The 26366-nt window shown below is 52.1% G+C and carries 21 protein-coding genes and 1 pseudogene; 11 read left to right on the plus strand and 11 right to left on the minus strand.

Annotated elements, in window-relative coordinates; translation table 11 throughout:
- The first annotated feature begins 80 nt into the window (after window positions 1–80).
- From zntB to dbpA, 3 genes are all read left to right on the plus strand, one after another.
- Window positions 81–1064: a zinc transporter ZntB gene (gene zntB, locus ACO7SM_RS10515; RefSeq protein WP_490470752.1), complete on the plus strand. Its 984-nt coding sequence runs from the start codon at window positions 81–83 to the stop codon at window positions 1062–1064.
- 266 nt (window positions 1065–1330) lie between these two features.
- A complete protein-coding gene (gene ynaL, locus ACO7SM_RS10520; protein WP_490470753.1) occupies window positions 1331–1513 on the plus strand; it encodes a proline-rich small protein YnaL in 183 nt (60 codons plus the stop codon).
- A gap of 29 nt (window positions 1514–1542) precedes the next feature.
- Window positions 1543–2916, plus strand: coding sequence for an ATP-dependent RNA helicase DbpA (gene dbpA / locus ACO7SM_RS10525; RefSeq protein ID WP_490470754.1), 1374 nt, complete (start codon window positions 1543–1545; stop codon window positions 2914–2916).
- Window positions 2917–2961: 45 nt separating this feature from the next.
- Here dbpA and ttcA read toward each other — a convergent pair whose 3' ends face one another.
- Both ttcA and ACO7SM_RS10535 read right to left on the minus strand, forming a co-directional pair.
- A complete protein-coding gene (gene ttcA / locus ACO7SM_RS10530; RefSeq protein ID WP_203361085.1) occupies window positions 2962–3897 on the minus strand; it encodes a tRNA 2-thiocytidine(32) synthetase TtcA in 936 nt (311 codons plus the stop codon).
- 31 nt (window positions 3898–3928) lie between these two features.
- Window positions 3929–4120 (minus strand): annotated as a pseudogene (locus ACO7SM_RS10535) (site-specific integrase); the annotation flags it as partial.
- A gap of 133 nt (window positions 4121–4253) precedes the next feature.
- On the opposite strand from ACO7SM_RS10535, the gene ACO7SM_RS10540 reads away from it, so the two are divergent.
- Entirely contained in the window at window positions 4254–5771 is a 1518-nt protein-coding gene (locus tag ACO7SM_RS10540; RefSeq protein ID WP_490470755.1) for an EAL domain-containing protein, read from the plus strand.
- 45 nt (window positions 5772–5816) lie between these two features.
- Here the strand turns inward: ACO7SM_RS10540 and uspF are convergent, their stop codons facing one another.
- From uspF to nifJ, 4 genes are all read right to left on the minus strand, one after another.
- Window positions 5817–6251, minus strand: coding sequence for a universal stress protein UspF (gene uspF / locus ACO7SM_RS10545; protein WP_192612324.1), 435 nt, complete (start codon window positions 6249–6251; stop codon window positions 5817–5819).
- 82 nt (window positions 6252–6333) lie between these two features.
- The gene (locus ACO7SM_RS10550) at window positions 6334–6549 is read right to left on the minus strand and encodes a KTSC domain-containing protein (RefSeq protein ID WP_490470756.1); all 216 of its coding nucleotides are present in this window, start codon (window positions 6547–6549) and stop codon (window positions 6334–6336) included.
- Window positions 6550–6702: 153 nt separating this feature from the next.
- Window positions 6703–7836 (minus strand): porin OmpC, encoded by a 1134-nt coding sequence (gene ompC / locus ACO7SM_RS10555; protein ID WP_490470757.1) that lies wholly within the window; start codon window positions 7834–7836, stop codon window positions 6703–6705.
- Window positions 7837–8204: 368 nt separating this feature from the next.
- The gene (gene nifJ, locus ACO7SM_RS10560; protein WP_490470758.1) at window positions 8205–11729 is read right to left on the minus strand and encodes a pyruvate:ferredoxin (flavodoxin) oxidoreductase; all 3525 of its coding nucleotides are present in this window, start codon (window positions 11727–11729) and stop codon (window positions 8205–8207) included.
- Between the two features lie 276 nt (window positions 11730–12005).
- On the opposite strand from nifJ, the gene ACO7SM_RS10565 reads away from it, so the two are divergent.
- A complete protein-coding gene (locus tag ACO7SM_RS10565) occupies window positions 12006–12272 on the plus strand; it encodes a putative hemolysin (protein WP_490470759.1) in 267 nt (88 codons plus the stop codon).
- An 11-nt stretch (window positions 12273–12283) separates the two neighbouring features.
- Here the strand turns inward: ACO7SM_RS10565 and hslJ are convergent, their stop codons facing one another.
- The 3 genes from hslJ to ACO7SM_RS10580 all read right to left on the minus strand — a co-directional run bounded on the left by hslJ (window position 12284) and on the right by ACO7SM_RS10580 (window position 15457).
- Window positions 12284–12706, minus strand: coding sequence for a heat shock protein HslJ (gene hslJ / locus ACO7SM_RS10570; RefSeq protein WP_192612319.1), 423 nt, complete (start codon window positions 12704–12706; stop codon window positions 12284–12286).
- Window positions 12707–12818: 112 nt separating this feature from the next.
- Window positions 12819–13808 (minus strand): 2-hydroxyacid dehydrogenase, encoded by a 990-nt coding sequence (locus ACO7SM_RS10575; protein ID WP_203361092.1) that lies wholly within the window; start codon window positions 13806–13808, stop codon window positions 12819–12821.
- A gap of 284 nt (window positions 13809–14092) precedes the next feature.
- A complete protein-coding gene (locus tag ACO7SM_RS10580; RefSeq protein WP_490470760.1) occupies window positions 14093–15457 on the minus strand; it encodes a sensor domain-containing diguanylate cyclase in 1365 nt (454 codons plus the stop codon).
- 716 nt (window positions 15458–16173) lie between these two features.
- Between ACO7SM_RS10580 and ACO7SM_RS10585 the strand changes: the two genes are divergently transcribed.
- The 3 genes from ACO7SM_RS10585 to ACO7SM_RS10595 are packed head-to-tail and all read left to right on the plus strand — an operon-like array spanning window position 16174 to window position 19332.
- Window positions 16174–18813 carry a YdbH family protein gene (locus tag ACO7SM_RS10585; protein ID WP_490470761.1) on the plus strand — a complete coding sequence of 880 codons (2640 nt, stop codon included), beginning with the start codon at window positions 16174–16176 and terminating at the stop codon, window positions 18811–18813.
- On the plus strand, window positions 18810–19001 hold the full coding sequence (locus ACO7SM_RS10590) for a YnbE family lipoprotein (protein ID WP_162382189.1): 192 nt from the start codon (window positions 18810–18812) through the stop codon (window positions 18999–19001). The genes ACO7SM_RS10585 and ACO7SM_RS10590 overlap by 4 nt, the downstream gene beginning before the upstream one ends.
- Window positions 19002–19008: 7 nt before the next feature.
- Window positions 19009–19332: a YdbL family probable chaperone protein gene (locus tag ACO7SM_RS10595; RefSeq protein ID WP_490470921.1), complete on the plus strand. Its 324-nt coding sequence runs from the start codon at window positions 19009–19011 to the stop codon at window positions 19330–19332.
- Here ACO7SM_RS10595 and feaR read toward each other — a convergent pair whose 3' ends face one another.
- Entirely contained in the window at window positions 19333–20241 is a 909-nt protein-coding gene (gene feaR, locus ACO7SM_RS10600) for a transcriptional regulator FeaR (protein WP_490470762.1), read from the minus strand.
- A gap of 235 nt (window positions 20242–20476) precedes the next feature.
- On the opposite strand from feaR, the gene ACO7SM_RS10605 reads away from it, so the two are divergent.
- Window positions 20477–21976: an aldehyde dehydrogenase family protein gene (locus ACO7SM_RS10605; RefSeq protein WP_490470763.1), complete on the plus strand. Its 1500-nt coding sequence runs from the start codon at window positions 20477–20479 to the stop codon at window positions 21974–21976.
- Window positions 21977–22290: 314 nt separating this feature from the next.
- Here the strand turns inward: ACO7SM_RS10605 and tynA are convergent, their stop codons facing one another.
- Complete coding sequence (gene tynA, locus ACO7SM_RS10610; RefSeq protein ID WP_490470764.1) at window positions 22291–24549, minus strand: primary-amine oxidase; 2259 nt, start codon at window positions 24547–24549, stop codon at window positions 22291–22293.
- Between the two features lie 292 nt (window positions 24550–24841).
- Here tynA and ACO7SM_RS10615 point away from each other — a divergent pair, with 292 nt between their 5' ends.
- Window positions 24842–25447 (plus strand): CDP-alcohol phosphatidyltransferase family protein, encoded by a 606-nt coding sequence (locus ACO7SM_RS10615; protein ID WP_490470765.1) that lies wholly within the window; start codon window positions 24842–24844, stop codon window positions 25445–25447.
- A complete protein-coding gene (locus tag ACO7SM_RS10620) occupies window positions 25444–26361 on the plus strand; it encodes a phosphatidate cytidylyltransferase (protein WP_490470766.1) in 918 nt (305 codons plus the stop codon). Before ACO7SM_RS10615 ends, ACO7SM_RS10620 begins: the two co-directional genes overlap by 4 nt.
- Window positions 26362–26366: the final 5 nt, after the last annotated feature.

Consider the following 26366-nt stretch of genomic DNA (forward strand, 5'->3'; position numbering starts at 1 on the left):
GCACAATGGGATAAAGAGATATTGCTTAACATGCGCTGAAGGCTAGACTATCGGTGAGAATGAATGACTGTGGAGGCGTTGTGGAAGCCATTAAGGGATCGGAGGTTAACGTGCCGGATGCTGTCTTTGCATGGTTGCTGGACGGTAATGGCGGCGTGAAACCGTTAGAAGATAACGACATTATTGATAACGCGCACCCCTGCTGGCTGCACCTCAATTACACCCATCCTGACAGCGCGCAGTGGCTGGCGACCACACCGTTGCTGCCCAATAATGTGCGCAGCGCGCTGGCGGGCGAAAGCCTGCGCCCACGAGTGAGCCGGATGGGGGAAGGGACGTTAATCACCTTACGCTGCATCAACGGCAGCACCGACGAACGCCCCGATCAACTGGTCGCGATGCGTCTGTATATGGATGAGCGTCTGATTGTCTCTACCCGGCAGCGCAAAGTCCTGGCGCTGGATGACGTGGTGAGCGACCTGCAGGAAGGCACTGGCCCCGAAAATTGCGGCGGCTGGCTGGTGGATGTTTGCGATGCGTTAACCGACCATGCCAGCGAGTTTATAGAACAGCTTCACGATAAGATAATCGACCTGGAAGATAACCTTCTCGATCAACAAATTCCGCCGCGGGGTTTTCTGGCGTTGCTGCGTAAACAACTGATTGTGATGCGACGTTACATGGCGCCGCAGCGAGATGTTTACGCGCGGTTATCCAGTGAGCGTCTGCCGTGGATGAATGACGATCAGCGCCGTCGGATGCAGGATATTGCCGATCGCCTGGGAAGAGGGCTGGATGAGATTGATGCGTGCATCGCGCGCACAGGCATTATGGCCGATGAAATTGCGCAGGTAATGCAGGAATCTCTGTCTCGCAGAACCTATACCATGTCACTGATGGCGATGGTTTTTCTGCCAAGCACCTTTTTGACCGGTTTGTTCGGCGTCAACCTTGGCGGAATACCCGGCGGAGAGTGGCACTTTGGATTCTCCCTGTTTTGTATTCTGTTAGTGGTGCTGATTGGTGGTGTTACTTTATGGTTGCATCGTAGTAAATGGTTGTAACATCAGCGATTTTTCTCTCTGCGTGAGGATGAAAACGCCGTATAGTTTGAGCGAAGTCAATAAACCGTCTACCTATTCGGGGCAATATCTCTCTCGCAGGTGAATGCAACGTCAAGCGATGGGCGTTGCGCTCCATATTGTCTTACTTCCTTTTTTGAATTACTGCATAGCACAATTGATTCGTACGACGCCGACTTAGATTAGTCGGCTTTTTTTTGCCTGCGGGACTACCCTAAAAGTGTCAGCCTGAACGACCGGAGGGTAACATGAACCGCTTTTTAACCCTACTGCACCTGCAAACGCGTCAGCCGGAACCCCTGCCAACCGATCCGATACCGATGCCCGATCCCATTCCTCGTCCGCAGCCCATGCCCGATCCGCCGCCCGACGAAGAACCGATTAAAATGTCGCATCGTAAGCGGAGATCTGCGAGGATACGCGCCTGCTGATTACCAGCCATTTACGACGAGATTGAATTGTGACCGCTTTTTCAACCCTGAATGTTTTGCCCACCGCCCAACTCGAGAATCTTAACGAGTTGGGTTACCTTGAGATGACGCCGGTACAGGCTGCCGCGCTGCCAGCTATTCTGTCCGGGCGTGATGTCCGCGTACAGGCAAAAACCGGCAGTGGTAAGACGGCCGCATTTGGCCTTGGACTTTTGCAGCATATTGATGCGGGTCTGTTCCAGACGCAATCCCTGGTGCTTTGCCCCACCCGTGAACTGGCCGATCAGGTCGCGGGAGAGTTACGTCGTCTGGCGCGTTTCCTGCCCAACACCAAAATTTTAACGCTCTGCGGTGGGCAGCCTTTCGGCGCTCAACGTGATTCTCTCCAGCATGCGCCGCATATCATTGTGGCAACGCCCGGGCGCTTACTCGACCACCTGCAAAAAGGCACTGTTTCTCTGGATGCCCTGAATACACTGGTGATGGACGAAGCCGATCGTATGCTCGACATGGGATTCAGCGACGCCATTGACGAGGTGATCCGTTTTGCCCCCGCGTCGCGTCAAACGTTATTGTTTTCTGCCACCTGGCCTGACGCTATCGCCGCCATCAGCGGTCGGGTTCAGCGCGACCCTCTCACCATCGAAATCGATTCTGTCGACGCGCTTCCGGCGATTGAGCAACAATTTTTTGAAACCTCTTCGCACGGCAAAATTGCGCTGCTGCAAAAATTGCTCAGCCAGCATCAGCCGGCATCCTGCGTGGTGTTCTGTAACACCAAAAAAGATTGCCAGTCAGTTTGCGATGCGCTGAATGCCGCAGGGCAAAGCGCGCTGGCGTTGCACGGCGATCTTGAACAGCGCGATCGTGACCAGACGTTGGTTCGCTTTGCAAACGGCAGCGCCCGCGTGCTGGTGGCAACAGATGTCGCTGCCCGTGGCCTTGATATCAAATCGCTGGAGCTGGTAGTCAACTTCGAACTGGCATGGGATCCGGAAGTTCACGTACACCGTATTGGTCGTACCGCCCGTGCGGGTAACAGCGGGCTGGCCATTAGTTTCTGTGCGCCGGAAGAAGCGCAGCGCGCGAATATTCTGTCTGAAATGTTACAGATTAAACTCAACTGGCTGGCGACGCCGGGTAACAGCCCGATTGTGCCTCTGGAGGCTGAGATGGCGACGCTGTGCATCGACGGCGGCAAAAAAGCCAAAATGCGTCCTGGCGATGTGCTGGGGGCGTTGACCGGGGATATGGGTCTGGATGGTGCCGACATTGGCAAGATTACCGTGCATCCGGCGCATGTCTACGTGGCGGTTCGCCAGTCGGTCGCACACAAAGCGTGGAAACAATTGCAAAACGGCAAGATTAAAGGCAAGAACTGCCGGGTTCGTTTGTTGAAATAAGCGTTAAGAGAGCGTCTCAGGTATCACACCTGAGACGCTGAAAGATCACTTCACTTCGACGACATTCAGTCGTAATTCATCCAGTTGGTTTTCGTCTTCTTCTGGCTGCCAGCCTGCGGGTTGCAGCGGGATTTCTTCGCGGTCAAACGCCAGGTCGCCACCGTCTACGACGTCGGAACCGTGCTTGATCCCTTTGAAGTCAAACAGATTGATATCGCTCAGGTGAGAAGGCACCACATTTTGCATTGCGCTGAACATAGTCTCAATGCGCCCAGGGTAACGTTTATCCCAGTCGCGCAGCATGTCGGCAATCACCTGACGTTGCAGATTAGGCTGTGAACCGCAAAGGTTACACGGAATAATCGGGTAACCTTTGGCCTGTGCAAAGCGTTCAATGTCTTTTTCGCGGCAATAGGCCAGCGGGCGAATAACAATGTGTTTGCCATCATCACTCATCAACTTCGGTGGCATACCTTTCATTTTGCCGCCGTAGAACATATTCAAAAACAGCGTCTGCAGAATGTCGTCACGGTGGTGCCCAAGCGCAATCTTTGTCGCGCCAAGTTCAGTCGCCGTGCGATAAAGAATGCCGCGGCGCAGGCGCGAGCAGAGGGAGCAGGTCGTTTTACCTTCCGGGATTTTCTCTTTCACAATCCCGTACGTGTTCTCTTCGACAATTTTATACTCTACGCCTAACTGCTCGAGGTACTCCGGCAGAATATGCTCCGGGAAACCGGGTTGCTTCTGATCAAGGTTAACGGCAACCAGGGAAAAACTGATCGGCGCGCTTTGCTGCAAATTCCGCAGAATTTCCAGCATGGTGTAGCTGTCTTTTCCGCCGGAAAGGCACACCATAATACGGTCACCGTCTTCAATCATGTTGAAGTCAGCAATCGCTTCGCCCACGTTACGGCGCAAACGTTTTTGTAATTTGTTCAGGTTGTATTGTTCTTTCTTTGTGACTTCTTGATTTTCTTGCATTATTTACTGTCTCAGACACCAAAGGTGGGCGCGTTTTCATGCCCATCGGGTTAGTGATAAATGACGGGTTAGCTCCGGCTGGCAAACGCCAACAGGCAAAAGTATGCCGCGTATGGTACGGATTAAGGCGACGAATGTCAGCACGTTTTATAGCAACGTTTTCTCTTGCCTCAAGGTGACTGCGCGCCGGGTACGGCTTTTGTTCTCTCCTGCCTTTACCGTTGTGCTCAGCGCGTCGAAAACCCTGATAACGCGTATTTTGAATATTTATTGATTAATCACACTTTTTTCCTGAAAGCCGACTATTTTTACGATTCAGGAAAGCCATAAAAAATCTCCCAAACCGGAAAGCCATTATGCGAGCAACGCTGGTCTCCTTACTCTGTGGTTTTATGTTTTTTATTGTCGGTGTGATGACGCTGAACTGGCAACTCTGGCGCGCGGCATATACAGACAGAGTTCAGGAAGCAAAACTGTCTGTATCCCTTGCCGACAGTATGGTGGATGAGGCCATAAAAGCGGTGAGCGTTGTTCGCCCGCTGACAGCCGGTTCCTGTACCCCTGATGCGCAGCGGGTATTGAATCGCGAAGCGGCAATGGGGCCACACTTACGTTATGTGGCTTTGATCCGAAATCACGACGTATGGTGTTCTTCTCTGCTGGGAAGTCAGACCCGGAAAATCCTCGAAGATAAATCGACGGCGGCCAGTCTTACACTTTATCCAGGCGATGAAATTACTGGGGGAACCCCGGTGCTCTTTTATCTGGCGCCGGGAATTTCGGGTTATATCGGGGCGAGTATTGGGTACGTGCATCTCAACACCGCGCTTAAGACGGCGTCCAACCGAATCCAGCTTACCCTCGTGGTAGGTAATAAAATGTTAGATTACAATGATGTTGTCAGACCTTTAACGTCAGACCGGCAGGGTAAGGCGCAACAGCAATCGCTGCGATATCCTTTTAGAATTGAGTACGACCCACCGCCTTTTTTTAGTCTGGCACGGTTAATCTCACAGGGCGGTTTTCTTACCGCTATCCTTGCGATCATGTCGCTGGTCACCGGATGGATACTCCATCGTTATCTGAGTAAATACACCACCCCTGAAGAGAACTTACGCCGGGCCATAGACAGAGGAGAGATCGTTCCTTTTTATCAGCCGGTGGTTAATGGGGTGAATGGAAAAATTGACGGTTTTGAAATACTGGCCCGCTGGAAACATCCTGAAGCGGGCTTTATTCCCCCGGACGTTTTTATTCCGGTAGCTGAAAAGACCGGTATGATTATCGAACTGACACATAAGCTCATGATGCGGGTCATCGACGATCTTACTCCGGTGATGCCTCATTTACCGGAAGGCCTGCATATTGCTATCAACATCAGTGCGGCGCACGGGCAAAGTGAAGAGCTGGAGTATGATTGCCTGCATCTGCTTGATGTCTTTTCCGCGAAAAAAATCACGCTGGTGCTGGAAGTGACCGAGCGGGAACCTTTAGTCCTGACACCCAAAAGCCTTTCGATGTTTGCCCGTCTGCGTAGTCATGGCGTCCTGGTGGCGCTGGATGATTTTGGTACCGGCTATTCTGGCATTTCTTATCTCAACGAATTCCCGGTTGATTTCATTAAGATTGATAAGAGCTTTGTCCGACGGATCAGCAACACCCCGGATTCAACCCTGTTGGTTGACTGCGTTATTGATATGGCGAAAAAGCTGTCGTTAAAAATCATCGCGGAAGGTGTTGAAACGCAGCAACAGGCCGACTACCTGAATGCGAAAGGGATTCATTTTTTACAGGGGTATTATTTCTGGCGTCCGGTACCTTTTTATCGACTGGCGCCCGCGCTGTTATTGGGTTTTCACCGGATCTCTTTGTAACAAAAATCGCCTAAAAGCCCGCAACGGCGTTGCGGGCTGCCATGTTTAGCGAACAACCAGCACGGAACATTCCGCGTGACGCACCACGGCGGCGGCGTTAGAGCCAAGCAGATACGTGGTGATATCCGGGCGATGCGAGGCAATAATCACCATCTCGGCCGGTAACTTTTTCGCCATTTCCAGAATTTTATCCTTCGGAGAGCCTTCCGCCACATGCAGGTGCACTCTGTCTCTGGGGATAGTGAACTTCCTGGTAATGTCATCCAGTTGAGATTTTGCTTCAGCTTTCAGGTCGTCCATCGCGGGTAATTCAGCCGAATAAGCCAGACCTAACGAGGCGTAGTAGGGCAGTGACGGGATCACGGTCAAAAAATGAACCTGTGCGTCGTCAATTTTTGCCTCCGCTTCGACATGGGCAATAACACGTTGAGTTAATTCTGAATCTGAAATATCGATAGGGACAAGAATCATTCTGCTCATAAAAAACCTCCTGTTTAAGTATCCGCCTGGATTCTACCTCCTAATGGCACTTTATGTATAATGACGGAAGTCACATTTTGTGTCATTTCAATTTACATTCAGGGAATTTTCCCTTGATAACGCCGTCATAAAATCGCCCTTTCGAGACAACGTTAAGAAAATTATGAAATATACGGGCGGGAACATCCTGATATTGCAGAACGGCATCAGTGTGATGAAAACGAATTTCCAGCGTGCGGGATGTTTCATCATAACCGACGGATGCAATGCGTGATGATTTTACAGGATGGTGATGCATGGCAGGCGTCCTTTATGACAGGTTCTTATGCCAGTTATCATCTATCAGTCAGGGATTTTAACGCAACAGATATATTGTTTTAGCAGAAATAAAACAGTGTTATGAGGGATGGAGAAGGGAGAGTAGCCCGCTGTTTCCAGCGGGCCGGTAGACTTAGAACTGGTAAACCAGACCCAGGGCTACGATGTCGTCAGTGCCGATGCCGTTGTCAGCATAGAAGCTGTCGTCTTCGTCCAGCAGGTTGATTTTGTAATCAACGAAGGTGGACATGTTTTTGTTGAAGTAGTAAGTCAGGCCGATTTCAGCATAATTTACCAGATCCTGGTCGCCGTCGGTGCCCAGATCCTTACCTTTAGACATCAGGTAAGAAATGTTCGGACGCAGACCGAAGTCGAACTGGTACTGAGCAGTGACTTCAAAGTTCTGTGTTTTGTTGGCGATGGTGTTGTCGCTATCACCATACGGGGTCATGTTACGGGTTTCAGAGTACATTGCGGCAAAGTAGATGTTGTTCGCATCGTATTTACCACCGACAGTCCATGCGTCAGCTTTGTCGCCGCCTGCGGTAGAGAGCTCAACCTGCTCGTTAGTACGGTCAGAAGAGGTGTACGCCGCACCCAGGGTTACGCCCATACCGAAGTCGTAAGAGGAGGAGATACCGAAACCGTCACCGTTGGAGTTTTTGATATTACGGTCGCCACCATTACCAGTACCTTCCTGGAAGATGCCATCGTCACTTTCGTGACCGTTCTGGTTCTCGTTAGCGCCCTGGAACTGCAACGCGAAGCTCAGGCCGTCAACCATACCGAACATGTTGTTGTTACGGTAGGTGGCAACGCCGTTGGCACGGCCGGTCATGAAGTTATCCGCTTTGGTGTAAGAGTCGCCACCGAATTCTGGCAGCATATCCACCCAGCCTTCTACGTCGTACATTACGCCGTAGTTACGACCGTAGTCGAATGAACCGTAGTCGCCGAATTTCAGACCCGCGAAACCCAGACGGGTGAAGCTGTTGCCGTGGTCGCTTTCAGTGGTGTTGGTGTTTACCTGGTATTCCCACTGACCGAAGCCGATCAGTTCGTCATTGATCTGAGTTTCGCCTTTGAAACCCATACGCATATAAGACTGGTCGCCATCAGCGCCAGCGTCGTCAGACATATAGTGCAGACCGACTACTTTACCGTAAAGATCTAATTTGTTGCCGTTGTTGTTATAAACTTCAGCGGCGTGGGTAGCACCTGCGGCTAACATGGCAGGAATAACGAGGGCCAGTACTTTTCTTTTCATCGAAATAATCCTTTAGTTTTTTTTAATTACCTGTGACTACCCATATGTAGGGAGTGAAAGCATGCTAAATGAGAAGTTCCGTAAATCGATAAGTATGAATTGTTACGTGTTAAGTAAAATCTTAAAGAAATAATTCCGTTGAAATGATGATAATTTTCGTGAATGTATTGTGTCGATATATACAAAATAAAAATTATACAAGCGAAACTTGTTGCGATATTCTGCGCGGGTTATATGCCTTTATTGTCACTTTTTGCTTTTTTCGTTGGCCATTGCGATGGGTATTTATTTCCCAGCGAATAAATTGACAAGCCCGAACGATTGTTCGGGCTTTTTTTTATCTGAACGTTAACTCTTTACTTTCAGGATCACTCCGCATCACTCTTTTCGGCCTTACCGGCTAACTGGGCAAGGAAGTCATAGCGTTTTTGCAGATCCGCTGCCGCATCTTTCCACAACTGCTCGGCCACTTCCGGCTGTTGCGTATTCAGGCGACGGAACCGCTGCTCGTTGAGCAACGTCTCGGCCAGCGCGTCTGACGGCGGGCGAGAATCCAGCGCCAGCGGTCGTTTACCTTCATCGGCCCGACGCGGATCAAAGCGATACAGTGGCCAGAAGCCGGTCGCCGTTAACTGACGCATCTGATCGTGACTTAACGCCAGGTCGTAGCCATGCTCTTCGCAGGGGCTGTAGGCGATGATCAGCGACGGCCCCGGATACGCTTCCGCTTCCTGAATCGCCTTCACTGTCTGGTTCAGTTGCGCGCCCAATGAGATCTGTGCGACATAAACATGACCGTACATCATCATACTGACGCCCAAATCCTTACGTGCCTTACGTTTCCCGTGTTCGCCAAATTTAGTCACTGCCCCCAGCGGCGTCGCTTTCGATGCTTGCCCACCGGTATTGGAGTAACACTGGGTATCCAGCACCAGAATATTGACGTTTTCGGTCAGACTCAATACATGGTCAAGACCGCCAAAGCCAATATCATAGGCCCATCCGTCACCGCCGATCAGCCAGATTGATTTTTCTACCAGCGCATCGGCATCGGTTAACAGCTCACGCGCAGCCTCAACATCCTTAAGATGCAGACGTAAAGCGGCGACCTGCTCGCGGCGCACTTCCGGCGTGGCGTCGGCATGCAGCGCCTCATTTAATTCTGCGGGGATCTTTTCTGCAAACTGTTCTAACAGGCGCAAAACGCGTACCCGGTGTTGATCCACCGTCAGACGGAAGCCCAAACCAAACTCGGCGTTATCTTCAAACAATGAGTTCGCCCATGCAGGCCCGCGACCATGAATATCGGTGGTGTAAGGGGTTGATGGCAGGTTGCCGCCATAGATTGAAGAGCACCCAGTGGCGTTGGCAATCAACATTCTGTCGCCGTACAACTGCGTCAGCAGCTTGATATACGGCGTCTCACCGCAGCCGGAACAGGCGCCGGAATACTCGAACAGCGGCGTAATCAACTGCGAGGTACGGATATCGATACGCTCCAGTTTGCTGCGATCAATTTCCGGCAGACTGAGGAAGAAGTCATAATTTATTTTCTCCTCTTCAACATGCTCAAGGCGTGACATCATGTTGATGGCCTTGATATCCGGATTTTGGCGATCTTTCGCCGGGCAAACTTCAACGCACAAATTACACCCGGTGCAATCTTCAGGCGCAACCTGCAGGACGTATTTCTGACCGCGCATATCGCGTGATTTCACATCCAGCGAATGCAGGCTGGCCGGCGCGTTTTCCAGCGCCTCTGGCGAAACCACTTTGGCGCGGATGGCCGAGTGAGGGCACGCAGCGACGCAGTGGTTACACTGGGTACACAGCTCTTCTTTCCAGATCGGGATCTCTTCAGCGATGTTGCGTTTTTCCCAACGGGTGGTGCCCATCGGCCAGGTGCCGTCTGGCGGTAGCGCGGAAACGGGCAGGGCATCGCCCAGACCGGCGAGCATCGCAGCGGTCACGGTTTTCACAAAATCAGGCGCGGCGTCAGAAACGACCGGAGGACGATTCGCACTGCGCGGATCCACCGCCTGCAGAGGAACTTCGGCGACCGACTCACGGGCCAGCGCCAGAGCCTGCCAGTTACGCTCCACCAAATCCTGGCCTTTGCTGCCGTAGCTTTTCGCAATCGCACCCTGCAACTCAGCCAGCGCACTGTCGCCCGGCAAAATTTGGGTCAGATGGAAGAACGCCATCTGCATGACGGTGTTGATACGTGCCGCCAGACCACATTCACGGGCAATTTTGACGGCATTGATAACGTAAAACCGGGCTTTCTTCTGGTTCAGAACCGCCTGAACTTCCTGCGGTAGCCGCGACCAAACTTCATCGGCGTGGTAGGGGGTGTTAAGCAGGAAAATACCGCCCGGTTTCAGACGCTCTGCCATTTGATATTTATCGATAAACTGCACCTGGTGACAGCCGACGAAATCCGCCTGGGACACCAGATACGCGGAGCGGATTGGCTGCTCGCTCACCCGTAGGTGAGAAACGGTCAGGCCTCCTGCTTTTTTGGAGTCGTAGACAAAATATCCCTGCGCATACCACGGCGTGGAATTACCGATAATCTTGATATTATTTTTGGTTGCTGAAACGCTACCGTCACTGCCTAAACCATAAAACAGCGCTTCGAGTTTTGCGCTGCCGGGAAGGGTGTTTTCAGGCAGGGGAAGTGACAGATTGGTCACATCATCATAAATGCCTACCGTAAAACGCGGTTTCGGTTTGGCGCTGTTCAGTTCGTTAAAGACGGCCAGTACACAGTCTGGGCCAAACTCTTTTGAAGAAAGACCATAACGGCCACCGATGACGCGCGGTAAGGTTTCGCGCTCACCGCTATTGAAGGCTTCGGCCAGGGCCGTCATCACATCCAGATACAGCGGTTCTGCCTGCGCGCCAGGTTCTTTGGTGCGGTCCAGAACGGCAACCGCACGAGCGGATTCCGGTAAAGCCTGCAATAAATGGCGAGCGGAGAAGGGACGATACAGACGGACTTTCAGCACGCCGACTTTTTCGCCGCGTGTAAGCAACTCATCCACGACCTCTTCACAGGTGCCGATCGCGGAACCCATCAGAATGATGACGCGTTCGGCCTGCGGATGACCGTAGTACTCAAACGGTTGGTACTGACGTCCGGTGGCGGTAGCGAAATCATTCATCGCCTGTTCAACGTGGTCGTAAACGGCGTTATACCACGGGTTGGTGGCTTCGCGAGACTGGAAATAGGTGTCCGGGTTGGCCGACGTACCGCGGATAACCGGGTGCTCCGGATTCAGTGCACGGGCGCGGTGCGCATCAATTTCAGCCTGCGGCATCAGGTTGAGGATCGTGTCATCGGCCAGTGGGACAATTTTATTGATCTCATGTGATGTGCGGAAGCCATCAAAGAAATGAATAAATGGCACGCGGCTTTTCAGGGTCGCGATATGCGAAATCAACGCAAAATCCTGCGCTTCCTGAACGCTGCTGGCACACAGCAGGGCGCAACCGGTCTGGCGAACGGCCATCACGTCGGAATGGTCGCCGAAAATAGACAGCGCGTGTGTGGCGAGGGTACGGGCAGCAACATGGAGGACAAACGGGGTAAGCTGACCCGCCAGTTTGTACAGTGTCGGGATCATCAACAGCAGACCCTGCGATGACGTAAACGAGGTAGACAATGCCCCGGTCTGTAACGCGCCATGAACAGTGGCGATTGCGCCGCCTTCCGACTGCATTTCTACAACGCGCGGGGTGTCACCCCACACGTTTTTAAGCCCGTCTCCGGCCCAGGCATCCGCCTGTTCAGCCATTGTCGAACTAGGCGTAATCGGGTAGATGGCGATAACTTCACTGGTACGGAATGCGACCGAAGCAACCGCGCCATTACCGTCAATAGTAATCATATGACACCCTTACATTGCGCAAAATAAAGGGACGCGCGAAACATCGGCGAGTCCTGTAGTTATCCTCTAATTTTAGCAAACTCCGTCGGGCCGCATTTTCGCTTTTGTGTCCATGCATTAAAAAGAATGAAGGGTTTTATCAAACAAACGCGAAAAAAATTGCCAGAAAATGTAACCAGGGCGCATAAATGCGCACATTGCCTCTCGACGCCGCAGATTCCGCTGCCTATTATTTATGGCGGTGTTGTTCTGGGTAAATTTTTAGAGGGGAGAGAAATGCGCGCAGCATTTTTGGTGGGGTGTGCCGCCTTATTATTGTCGGCCTGCAGTAGTGAACCTGTTCAGCAGGCAACGGCCGCGCATGTGACGCCCGGTTTAAGAGCGGCAATGTCCAGCTCTGGTGAGGCTAATTGCGCCATGATTGGCGGTTCGCTCTCTGTGGCTCGCCAGCTTGATGGTTCGGCCATCGGCATGTGCGCATTACCCAACGGCAAACGCTGTAGTGAACAGTCGCTCGCCGCCGGGAGCTGCGGCAGCTATTAATCGCCGCCGATTTACTGCACTAAATCTGACAGTTTATACGTTAACGTCTGTTCCGCCGTCGCCAGTGTCAACTGGTTGGCGGTTAAGTCGACCTGCGCGCCTTTCCTGAGCATGGTGCTGATGGTGTTATCCAGTTCGTTTAACTGCGGATCGGCACACATCATGCGCGTCATCGCCATCTCTTTCACTTTCAGTTCGCCGTCAGAAAGTTTGCCTTCGCCGGAGAAGCGATTACACATTTTTCCCGAAACCGTCATTTTTTCACCAAAACTGAGTTCCGGGGGATTTTTGCTGGCGGGGAACGGCTTGCCGTTAACGCTCTCAAGAACAAAACGGTGGTGCTGAAGCTGATCGCTGTTAACGGACACTTTGCTGTTACTCACACAACCAGCCATTAGCATGCTGAGTGCAACCAGCGTGACGATTTTTTGCATGATGGTTCTCTACATTCGATAATGGGGAATATTTACCATAATAATAATATGGTCAGATAAATCATTGGTGATTATCTGAAAATGCTCCCCTGATGGCAGGGGAGCGAAAAGGTTAGAACAGCGCGTTCGGGCAGGTTTCACCGTTGGACAGTTGATTCAGGTTCTGTAACGTCGTTTCAGAAATGCTGATCAACGCTTCCGCCGTCAGGAAGGCCTGATGTCCCGTGAACAACACGTTATGGCAGGCAGAAAGGCGACGGAAAACGTCATCCTGAATCACATCATTCGACTTGTCTTCAAAGAACAGATCGCGTTCGTTCTCGTAAACGTCCATTCCCAGTGAACCAATTTTCTGGTTTTTCAACGCGTCGATTGCCGCCTGGGAGTCGATCAGCGCGCCACGACTGGTGTTGATGACCATCACGCCATTTTTCATTTGATCAAATGCGGCGTGGTTGAGTAAATGGTAGTTCTCCGGTGTTAACGGACAGTGCAGGGAGATAACGTCCGACTCGGCAAACAGCGTGGGCAGATCGACATACTCTACACCCAGTTCAAGGGCTGCTGCGCTGGGATAGGGATCAAACGCCAGCAGACGCATGCCAAAACCTTTCAGAATACGCAGCGTGGCCACGCCAATTTTCCCCGTACCGATAACCCCAGCCGTTTTACCGTGCATCGTAAAACCGGTCAGACCTTCCAGAGAAAAATTCGCATCACGGGTACGCTGATACGCGCGGTGGATACGACGGTTGAGCGTCATCATCATGCCAATGGCATGTTCAGCCACGGCTTCTGGAGAATAGGCCGGGACACGCACAACCTGTAGCCCCAGTTCTTTTGCCGCATCCAGATCCACGTTATTGAACCCGGCACAACGCAAGGCGATGTACTTAACGCCATGCTTTTTCAGCTCTTCCAGCACCGGACGGCTGCCGTCATCGTTAACAAAAATACACACCGCTTCGCAGCCATACGCCGTTTTTGCTGTTTTTTCGGTCAGCAGAAAGTCAAAAAATTCAAGTTCAAAACCAAATTCCTCGTTAACCTGCTGCAAGTACTTCTTGTCGTACTGTTTAGTGCTATAGATAGCGAGTTTCATAAGACTTTCTCCGGTGATAATGGATTCACATTAACATGATTAAAATTATCTTACAAAATCTAAAAAGTAATTGATAGACATGGACATAATGAATAATTCTAGAGCATCCAGTGCCCATGTAGGTAGCCCGTTAAAATCAGATTGCGTTCTTTACTTTCAGCACTCTGATACAGCGCCACAGGCATTCTGTCGTTTAGCGTGTTGATGTGATTCGGGGTGTTTACTGAGGGAGGTCGGTGATGCCTCCATTCAGGAGGAGAATGGAGGCTGCGGTGAATTGACTGTCACACGGTACTTTGCGACATCAGCTCTTCAGGAAAGACAACCGCCCGGTTGCGCCCCTGATTTTTTGCCATATAAAGCGCGCGATCTGCCCAATCTGCGAGTTGCTCAGTTGCCACAGAGCAATCAACCGAAGAAACGATACCCAGGCTGACAGTGATGGTTCGTGGAAAATCACCGTCCGTTGTTGCGGGGGTTGCCTGCTCTATCTGTTTTCGCATCCTTTCGGCAATATTTTGCGCACTTTCTGAATCACAGTCAGGGAGGAGAACCGCAAACTCCTCACCCCCAATTCTGGCGACAATATCGTGCTCCCGAACCAGGCTTACCATTAACGCTGCAAGTTTGATAATGACTCTGTCCCCTTGCAAATGTCCCCACGTATCATTCACTGACTTAAAGTGATCAATATCGCAAAAAATAATGCTGAGCGGTCTTTGTGCGTGAACGCTTTTGATTTCATTGCTTAGTGAGTTATAAAAATATCCACGATTATAGAGGCGGGTCATTGGGTCGCGAACTGAATTTTCGTACGAAAGCGCATAGGCCTGGCGTGAGTCTTTAAAACGATGGAATATATCGGACATTAATACGGTCATCACCGCCATCGAACTCAGGCATTCTACTCCCCTGGCAAGATACCAGCCCGCTGAATTCATGTAAGGATATTTAAAAAATATTATAAAAATCAGTAAATTGCTCAGACCTACGAGCGACATACTTAGCCAGAACTGGTTTTTAAGTTTCGTCAGGCTGAGGATAAAATAGACGATGCCTGCCCACAGCAAAATAAAAGTGAAAATGAACAATCCATGCCAGGGATATAACCACTCGAAGGTAACAGGATTGACCAATTGTAAAGGCGGTGAGATTGTATTGGTTGAATAAAGGATGGCGACGACCAGGTGTAAAATACACCACAGGAAAACGGAATAAAAAATCGCATTGTGATACTTTTGTTGACTTTTTTCTTTTTTGTATAAATAGATCGCAACGATAAACAATCCGGTGGTGAGTATAATTCTTAGCGTATGTAATATGGCGATGTCATTAAAGACGGTACTGTTCGGAACGGTGCCTGAGAAATAAGTGAATAAGGCGATAAATAAAAGTATTCCTGAACTATGAAATGCACATGCCAGGGGTAATAGATGCTTGTTTTTACGGTAGCTTAAGTAGTTCATTATCATAAAGCTCCCTATCTGGATGTGCAGGGCGCCCGTAAAAGTGGCAATGACGGGGTAGAGTGAAAGCGCGTAATGGGTGTTGTTTAACGGCGTCAGCCACAGACACAAGAATGTACTAATAGAAAGCAGTAAAAAAAGCGTTATATTTTTTTTGCGTTTTTTTTGCAATAAAGTGATCATGATGATGCTCATTAAAAAATATCATAATATTATGACAATTCTTCATATTACTTTTTTGATTAATTTTGCTTTTTTTTCGAACTAAATTAAGTTAGCTGTCCCTCATAAAAAGAGGCTGAAGCATCTGTGGATCGTTGGGTTTCTTTTTGCCCTTATAATTAAAGCGTTACTGAAATCAGACATGCTCAGAATACGCCGCCATCACTCGCCGTCGTAGTGCATTACACCGTATTGCGCGGTTGACTCCCTTTATACTGACCGGGCAAACCGCAGAGATGAGCAACCTGATATTCACAGGCAACCGATTCCGGGTTAAATGATAAGCAGCCGAAAAAACGGATCGAAGAATACCCCGGCGACTGTACCGCTCAGTGTACATCCCACAGGCGTTTGCGTTGATGTTAGCAGTCAGGGGCCCTGCAAAGCGCTTCGATAATCACAGTACTCTGGCATCAAATATCCAGTTCCTGGGGGCATTTGGGAGCCTGGCGCGTATTTGGCAGCAAAGCTGCACACTATCGCCGCGAGGGGTTTAAGCGCTATGTGCCTGATTAATTAGATATCTTTATGTAAAATCTGTATTATATAAATATTACATATAATTAAAGAGGATCTATCCTTATTAGTGGCGCCTTCTGTAACAGTACGATCAAACATGCCACAATACGGGCCTTAATCGGCTATATTTTTTTGCTAAATCAGGACATTAACTACCCATGAAGGGTAAATATAAAGCCGTTCTCGCACTACTTCTATTATTGACCCTGATACCGCTGACGTTGATTATGACGCTGGGGTTATGGGTTCCCACACTGGCAGGGATCTGGCTGCCTGTGGGTACGCGTATCGCGTTGGATAAGAGTCCGCGTATCACGCGTGATGGATTACATATTCCTGAACTGCGCTACCTGGTCGGCGACTGCCAGTTAGCGAAGGTCACCGAGGCCGGGCTTTCTCACCCGAGCCGCTGGCGGTTAAACGTTGGCGCAATCGAGCTTGATTCAGCCTGTCTGGCAAAACTCCCCGAAGCCGAACCCTCACCAGCGGCACCCAAAACGCTGGCTGAATGGCAGTCTATGCTGCCGAATACCTGGATTACTATCGACAAAATTATCCTTTCGCCCTGGCAGGAGTGGCAGGGGAAACTGTCGGTCTCTCTGACGCCCACTCTCCAGCAAGTTCGTTATCAGGGCGATAAAGTCATTTTCCAGGGCCACCTGCGCGGGCAGACGCTCACCGTCAGTGAACTGGAAGTCTCCGCTTTCGAGCAACAGCCGCCGGTAAAACTGGTCGGGGAGTTCACTCTGCCGTTAGTTCCCGACGGGCTGCCCGTAAGCGGTCACGCCGTGACGACACTTAGCCTGCCGCAGGAACCCTCGCTGGTGGATGCCGAAATTGACTGGCGCGACAACGCCGGGCAGTTGGTGGTGATGGCACGCGATAACCCGGATCCGCTGCTGGATCTCCCCTGGGAAGTGACGCGTCAAAAGCTCACCATTAGCGACGGGCGCTGGGCGTGGCCGTATCAGGGTTTTCCGCTCAGCGGGCGGATGGGACTCAAAATCGAGAACTGGCAGGCTGGCCCCGAAAATGCGCTTGTGAGCGGGCGGTTGAACGTGCTTACCCAGGGCGATGCGGGGAAAGGGAACGCGGTGCTGACGTTCGGGCCGGGGAAACTCAGCATGGATAACAGCGAGATGCCATTGCAGGTCACCGGGGAAGCGAAACAGGGCGACCTGATTTTCTACGCCATTTTACCCGCACAGCTCACCGGGAGTCTGGCTGCGCCGCAACTGGACTTTGCGCCAGGCGCATTGCTGCGCTCCCGTGGCCGGGTCATAGATTCTCTGGATATTGATGAGATCCGCTGGCCGCTGGCGGGCGTGAAGGTGACGCCGCGTGGGGTCGACGGTCGTTTGCAGGCCATTTTGCGCGCTCACGAGAATAAAATGGGCGACTTTGTTCTGCACCTCGATGGCATGGCCAATGACTTTCTTCCTGATGCGGGACGCTGGCAGTGGCGCTACTGGGGAACGGGCAGTTTTACCCCGATGCATGCCCACTGGGACGTCGCCGGTCGGGGCGAGTGGCATGACGAAACCATCACCCTCACCGATCTGTCTACCGGATTTGACCAACTGCAATACGGCACCATGCAGGTGGATAGCCCGCGTCTGATCCTTGAACACCCGGTCGTGTGGGTTCGCGACGCGAAGAAACCGGCCTTTAGCGGTGCATTGTCCTTTGATGCGGGGAAAACAACCTTTACCGGCGGCAGCGTGTTACCGCCTTCAACGTTGAAATTCAGCGTCGAAGGCCGCGATCCCACGTTTTTCCAATATAAAGGCGATCTGCATGCTGGGGCAATCGGCCCGGTACGGGTGAACGGGCGCTGGGATGGTGTGCGTCTGCGTGGACAGGCCTGGTGGCCAAAGCAGTCACTGACGGTCTTTCAGCCGTTAATACCGCCTGAATGGAAGATGAAATTACGCGAAGGTGACCTATATGCGCAGATTGCATTCTCCGCAGCGCAGGAGCAGGGTTTTGAAGCGGGCGGTCACGGCGTGCTGAAAGGCGGTAGCGCGTGGATGCCGGACAACGAAATCAATGGCGTGGATTTTGTGCTGCCGTTTCGTTTTAGCGCCGGTGTCTGGCAACTGGGCACCCGAGGGCCGGTGTCATTACGTATCGCAGAAGTCGTCAACCAGGTGACGGCGAAAAATATTACGGCCGACCTGCAGGGGAATTATCCCTGGAGCGAAGAGGATCCTCTGCTGCTGAGCGATGTCAGCGTCGATGTGTTGGGCGGGAAAATCACTATGCAGCAGTTGCGGATGCCACAGCACGACCCGGCACTTCTGCGTGTCCAGAACATCTCGTCAAGCGAGCTTATCAGCGCGGTCAATCCGAAACAGTTTGCCATGTCCGGCCCGGTTAGCGGCGCCTTACCACTCTGGCTAAACAATGAAAAATGGATAATCAAAGACGGCTGGTTGACGAATCCTGGCCCGATGACCTTGCGTATTGACAAAGACACCGCCGACGCCGTGGTCAAGGACAATATGGCTGCGGGTGCTGCGATCAACTGGCTACGTTATATGGAAATTGCCCATTCCTGGACGAAAATCAATTTAGATAATCTGGGTGTATTAACCATGCAGGCGACGATTGCAGGCAGCAGTCGCGTTGATGGAAAAGTGGGGCGGGTAAATCTGAACTACACCCATGAAGAAAATGTGTTTACGCTCTGGCGCAGCCTGCGTTTTGGCGACAATTTACAGGCATGGCTAGAACAAAATACAGCGTTGCCAGAAACCCATTGCCCGGAAGGCAAGGAATGTGAGGAACAACAATGAAAACGATGACCGCCATGCTGGCGCTGTGTGCCTCTGCGTTAGTGACCGGGTGTACGCCCCGTATTGAAGTCGCCGCGCCGGAGGAACCGATAACCATTAATATGAATGTCAAAATTGAACATGAAATTCATATCAAAGTGGATAAAGACGTGGAAAGCTTACTGAAGTCGCGCAGCGATTTATTCTGAGGTCATGATGAGAAAACAGCTAACACTGGCGGTGCTTATTCTGAGTTTGCTGAGCGGCAATGTGCTGGCGTTGACCCTCAACGACGCCAGAACCCAGGGGCGTGTCGGGGAAACGTTGAATGGCTATCTGGTCGCGCTGAAAAACGACGCAGAAACGCAAACGCTGGTGAAAAAAATCAATGAGGCGCGCAGCGCCAGTTATCAACAACTGGCCGAAACCAATCATATTCCGGTTGATCAAGTGGCGAAAATGGCGGGGCAAAAGCTGGTCGACCGTGCGAAGCCCGGTGAGTATGTTCAGGGCATCAACGGGAAATGGATGCAAAAATAATTAGCGATAGCGCTTACGGTATTCTCCCGGCGAAATGCCGAAGCGCTGCTTAAAGGCAGTCGAAAAATGGCTATGATCGGTAAATCCCCAGGCATAGCCAATACCCGCCAGCTTCTCTTCTCCGTTAGCCGTACGCAGCATTTGCGCACAAAGATCAAGACGGCGATTTTTAATGTACTGCGCCACCACCAGACCTTTATCCGCAAACATGCGGTATAAACTGCGTACTGACATACCACTCTCGGCGGCGACCCATTCCGGGCGAAGCGCTTCTGACTGGATATGCGCGTCGATCAGCGACAACACATTGCGAAACTGCCGCTCTTTACGCGGCTGCAAGATCTCTTGCTGTTGCAGCACCGGCCGTAACAGACACACGATGGCTTCCAGCGCCGCTTCGCTTTCTGTCTCGCTCATGCCCGTGTTGCTCATGCTTTCCTGCAAAAGTCGGTGACTCAGTTGCACGGTAGGCAGATCCCGCGAGAGCTTTTGCGCAGTGCTGACTTCCTGAAAGCGAAAGTGTTGTTCGAGCATCTGCCGTGGCAGCAACAGTGAAACCTGACGGGCTTTTGCCGGCCAGTAAAAAGAGCAGGGGCGCGAGGCGTCGATCAGCGTAATGTCGCCGGTTTCAAGTTCAATCTGGCGATTGTCCTGTTCCATGACGGCCTTACCGTCAAGCTGGAACACGGTATAAAACCAGGCGTCATTGCTGTGCTTAATTTCCTGGGGGGTTCGGAACAGATTTACCCCGCCCACTGTGACCGTGCTTAACTTCAGATTGTTAGCAAAACTGGACTCCAGTTCGCCAACAAATTCTCCCGCCAACGGGCGGGCGGCAAAGCTGCCGCAAACCTGGTTGATCTGCGCCAGCCACTGTTCGTATTGATCCATCTTGCTCACACCAGCCATTTTTATCTCGCTGCCTTATGCATTGTTTTATTTCTGTTGCTTTAATGTTGCAAATAGCAAGGGCGTTGTGGGTGACTATAGGAAATAACGCTCGCCGGGCATAGCGTTTGTAGGGGTTATTCTTGGTATTTGCGGAGCCTGTCACAGCAAACAAAGCGATTGTCACAGAGCAAAAAGCCTGTTTTGTGAAGGCGGCATAGACTGTCTGGACAACCTGCAATACTAAGGAGAATGTATGTCTGATACACAGGTCACCGTCCTCGCCGCGGTACAACACTTTCTGGACAGGCAGCATGGGCTCTGGATTGATGGGCGCCAGACGCCGTCCGATGGCGATAAGCGGCTCAGTATTTACAACCCGGCCACCGGTGAGGTGATCGGCTCAACGGCAGACGCCAGCGTCGCCGATGTCGATCGCGCGGTGATGTCCGGCTGGCGCGCTTTTGTTTCTCGCACCTGGGCAGGGAAATTACCGGCTGAACGTGAGCGGATCCTGCTGCGTTTCGCCGATCTGGTCGAACAGCACAGCGAGGAACTGGCGCAGCTCGAAACGCTGGAGCAGGGGAAATCGATCGCCATTGCCCGGGCATTTGAAGTCGGTTGCACGCTGAACTGGATGCGCTATACCGCCGGGTTAACGACCAAAATTGCCGGTAAAACGCTGGATCTTTCGATTCCGCTGCCGCAAGGCGCGCGTTATCAGGCCTGGACGCGTAAAGAGCCCGTCGGTGTGGTCGCCGGGATTGTGCCGTGGAACTTCCCGCTGATGATTGGGATGTGGAAAGTGATGCCTGCGCTGGCGGCAGGATGCTCTATCGTTATCAAACCGTCTGAAACTACGCCGCTTACGCTGCTGCGTGTCGCGGAACTGGCGACAGAAGCGGGGATACCGGATGGCGTCTTCAACGTGGTGACCGGCAGCGGTGCCGTGTGCGGCGCAGCGTTAACCACCCATCCGCATATCGCGAAAGTCAGCTTTACGGGGTCAACGGCGACGGGGAAAAACATCGCGCGTTCGGCGGCAGACCGGCTGACCGGCGTGACGCTGGAGTTAGGCGGTAAAAACCCGGCGATTGTGCTCAAAGATGCCGACCCGCAGTGGGTGATTGAAGGCCTGATGACCGGAAGCTTCCTGAATCAGGGGCAGGTGTGTGCGGCCAGTTCGCGCATTTACATTGAAGCCCCGCTCTTTGACACGCTGGTGAGCGGTTTTGAGCAGGCCGTCAAATCATTGAGCATCGGGCCGGGTATGTCGTTACAGGCGCAGATTAACCCGCTGGTTTCCCGGGCGCACTGCGACAAAGTACAGACCTTCCTTGACGATGCCCGTGCCAACCACGCAGAGCTTATCTCCGGCGCGACAATTCCGGACGCGAAAGGCTACTACGTGACGCCGACGCTGGTCGTCAACCCGGATGCGAATCTGCGCCTGACGCGAGAAGAAGTTTTCGGCCCGGTCGTTAACCTCGTACGCGTGGCGGATGGCGAAGAAGCACTTCAACTGGCGAACGATACGGAATACGGCCTGACGGCGAGTGTCTGGACGCAAAATATCAGCAAAGCGCTGGAATATACTGACCGTTTACAGGCCGGAACGGTGTGGGTTAACAGCCATACGCTGATCGATGCCAACCTGCCGTTTGGCGGAATGAAACAGTCCGGCACCGGGCGTGATTTCGGCCCTGACTGGCTGGACGGCTGGTGTGAAACCAAGTCGGTGTGCGTACGTTATTAATCTCTGAACGGATGCCCGGTAGCGTGTTGTTTACCGGGCACCTCCTGTGACAGGCCGGATAATCCATCAACAGAAAACTAAGCAAATCGTACTCTTCTCCCGCCCCCTTACCCTCGCAAAAATCACCTGCATAGCCAGTGGAACTGACTTCGCGGGCTAAACGCCTGAAAAGAAACCTCTGCCCGTCTTTTTAGATTTAAATCCATAGACATTCAGATAAAGCAAAAATCGGTTGCAGACCATCTCTGCTGGAATCGCTGTTTATTCAGGGATAAAAAAACGGCGCAGCGCGCCGTTTTTCACATCTCCCAACATTACTTCTCTTTCTTCGCGCCTAACGACGGCGTCTCATCAAAGAAGTTCCACGGTTTCAACAGGGTATGAACCCATTCGGTTGGCATCATCGGCCACTCTTCCGCGCGGGCAACGTGGGTAGTGCCGGTTGTCATCCAGACCACGGTGTCGGTATTGTCCAGCGACTCGTTGTCTTTGGTGTACTCGCCAAGCCCCGTATCATGCGTTGAACGGTTCGGGTATTTGCCTTCCGGGAAGCGTTCATCGGCATGGTAACGCGTGACCCACAACTGTTTGTCCATAAAGCTCAGACGGTGATAGATCCACTCATCCGGGGCGAATTTCGCGCCTGTCGCCACCGGGTGCGTACCGCCAGCGTAAGGAATTATCTGGTAGGACACCGGATTACCCATGCGGTTTTCTTTATTGGTATTGCTCAGCAGGCGAATGGTGCCGGGGTCAAATTTCTGAGCGGCATCCTTCTCATTACTGATGTTGTACTGATCAATCTGCATGGTGCTGGTGCGCGGCCCGCCAGCGGTGTTCGGTTTCACCACAGGGTCCATTGCCACCAGACTGTTATTCTCGCCATCGACGTCTAAATCCAGGCGGAAGTTATAAATATGCTGGTGAGTGGTGCCGACAATATTGTGATCGATAAGCGTACCGTAACGGGTATCGTCTTTCGCGCTCGGATCGTGCATCGTTTTCGCTTGTACGCCTTTCACCGCTTCAATCCCGGTGGCGCCAGCATCAATGCCGATAGTGCCGTTCTGATGGAAAACCCAGTCAAAAATGTAGTCGTAGTTGCCGACGGTGCTTATCCAACGCACCACCAGTTCACGTCGTTCGGTACTGACGTTGGGTTGCCCCATCTCCTGGTGCTTATATTCCGGGCCTGCGTAGCGCTCAAAAATAGCGACAGCACGCGGGATCTCCGTCGGGTTGCCGGTGTAGTCCGCGATAGTTTCATTCAGCAGTACGGCGTTGCCTGGCGCATCTTTGCCGCGCTCGATAGGCGAGGTCAGCGTCCCCATCCCGTAATCGCCGGAATCCAGGTAGGCTTTAAAATACCAGCCGATGTCCGGGTCGCCGTAAGGCACGATCATGCCGCCGAGCGATCCTTCGTACATCACCTTGCGCTTCTTCCCGTTGTCGTTAAACGTGACGGTGGAAATAATCGGGCCGACGCGCGAATTCAGGCGCAGATGGAAGTCCCAGTTTTGCCAGTGGATCATATCGCCGGTAATGGTGTAGTTCTTGCCCTCAGGTTCGACGATTTGCAGCGGTTTTACTGTTGGAGCATGGCGATCGCGACCGTCATACGCACGTGGCGTCAGCGGAACCGGAATCACCGGGCCATCTTCAATTTTGATGATTTTCTTCTGCTCAAGATCGACCACGGCGACGAGGTTTTCAATCGGATGCGCCCAGTAGTTACCGTCGCCGACATCCAGGTAGCTGATCACTTTCAGTAAACGCGCATCCTGTTTTAATCCATCTTTGCCGTCAAAGTAGCCGACGGTCAGCGGGGTGGTGATCACTTTTTTCGGGTCAGTCACGCCGTGCTTTGCCAGCGCCTGGGCATACTCTTCGCTGCCATTAATCACGTTTTGCACGGTGGCGAAATCGTCCAGCAAGACCATGCCGTGGGCATCTTTGATGGGCGTCCAGGATTCAATCTTTTTGTCATCCAGTGAAACCACGCCTTCAATGATGTTTTTGCCATCCAGCATGATGACATCGGCCTTACGGGGTTGTTTCACCGGTGTGCCGTTCAGGGCGAAATCCCAGACTTCTTCTTTGTTCGGCTCACGCAGTGAAATTTCGGTAAAGCGGGTATTCGGTTTGAAATCAGGTGAGGCTTTGACGATTTCGACGGCCTGTTTGATCTCGTCGGCGGTCAGTGAGTTAAGCGGGTGGGGGCGCTTTTCCACCTGGAAGGTTTGATCCAGATCGGACTGAAAAACGTCATTGATAAAGCCATCGGAGATCCAGGCTTTTTTGTTCTTCATCACTACCGGAACCTGTAACGTCAGGGTTTTACCATTGACGATGGCCGTTTTCGCTCCCGGCTTAACTTTAACGAAAGCGCCGTCTTTGCTGATGGTAAACATCTGCGCGTAGTCATCCCACTGCACATCTGCGCCAAAATCCTGCAGGGTTTTTGTCATTGGCAGCATTTTTGCTTCACTGCCATGCGCGAATGCCTGCGACTGCCAGGAGCACAGCAGGGCGACAGCCAACGCCAGCGCTGTTTTGCGGGGAGTCAGGTTCATATATAACCTCGTCTTGTTGTGTTGTTCTGCGTTTGTGACCGCTTTTGTGCGCGGTTTATCTATCGCTAACATAGCAATATGGCCGTGGAAACAGTTTGCTTACATTTGCCAGGTTATTTGTCAGATTTGCCAGATACCTGCCAACCGGTGGCAGACATGCGGTGATAACGCTCACTTGTTATCATTTTTTGCGAGTGATTTCAGAATTACTCACCGACAGGGTGAAAAGCGTTAGCCCATTGTTAATACTTGATACACTATAGGGAAGTCTATCAATTATCAGGGAAAGGTAATGACGCTTTATCAGATAAAACCCGCGTTTCAGGCACTTCTGCGTCCACTGATGTTCTGGCTGAACCGACGCCATGTGACGGCGAATCACGTTACCCTCGCCGCAATGGCACTTTCCCTGGTCACCGGGGCGATATTAAGTTTTTTCCCCGAGCCCAAACTGTTTTTCCTGCTGCCCGTGGTGCTGTTTGTTCGCATGGCACTCAATGCGCTGGACGGTATGCTGGCGCGAGAATGCCATCAACAATCTCGCCTGGGCGCTATTCTTAATGAAGTGGGCGATGTCGTGTCAGACATTGCACTTTACCTGCCGTTTCTGTTTCTGCCCGCCAGTTCGTTACCGCTGGTGTTGGCGATGCTGTTCTGTGCCGCGATGACGGAATTCTGCGGCGTGCTGGTGCAAACCCTTAACGGTGTACGTAGCTACAGTGGCCCGTTAGGTAAAAGCGACAGGGCGCTGGTGTTTGGCGCGTGGGGGCTGGCGTTGGCCATCTGGCCTCAGCTTGTGCAGTGGAACAACCTTGTCTGGGGACTGGCGATAGCGCTGCTGCTGTGGACGGTGGTGAACCGCTGCCGGAGCGCATTGCGTGAAGAGGGGGCGAAATGATGTTGCTGGAAAAATCACTGGCGGTCATTTTTGCTCTGTTAATTCTGGCAACGGTGGTGAACATGCTGCTGGTGTGGTTGCGTCCTGGCAAAGACTGGCGCGAGCTTACGTTACGTATCCGCACCTGGTGGGTCATTATCATCCTGTTTTCGCTGGCGATGTTAAGCCCGCGTTGGCTGGCGCTGACCTTTTTCGCGATCGTCAGTTTTATGGCGTTAAAAGAGTTTTTGACGCTGGTGCCTTCGCGTCATTCCGATCGTATGCCGCTGTTATGGATGTTTATTGCCATTCCCATTAACTACTGGCTCATCGGCATTGGCTGGTACGGCATGTTTGTGGTGTTTATTCCGGTGTATGTCTTTTTATTTTTACCGGCGCGGATGGTGATAGCCGGAGATACGCAGGGATTTTTGCGTACCGCCTCCCAGTTGCACTGGAGTTTGATGACGACCGTCTTCGCCTTCAGTCACGTTGCTTTTCTGCTGGTGCTGCCTGCTGACGACAAACAAACCGGCGCGCTACTGGTTCTCTTCCTGGTCGGATTAACCGAGTTTAACGACATCGCCCAGTACCTGTGGGGGAAATCCATTGGGCGCATCAAGGTGACGCCGACGGTCAGCCCCAATAAAACGCTGGCAGGACTGGTGGGCGGTGTGGCGACTACGGCGCTGGCGGCGCTGTTGCTCGGGCCATTACTCACGCCGTTAAGCTGGCCGATGGCGCTGCTTGCCGGGGTGATAATTGGGGTGACCGGATTCTGTGGCGATGTGGTGATGTCGGCCATCAAGCGTGATATCGGCGTAAAAGACAGCGGGACGTTATTGCCCGGTCACGGCGGGATCCTTGACCGCCTGGACTCGCTGATTTTCACCGCGCCGGTCTTTTTCCATTTTATTCGTTATTTTTGTTACTAACCTAT

The sequence above is a fragment of the Citrobacter sp. LJND-P06 genome (genome assembly GCF_058188415.1).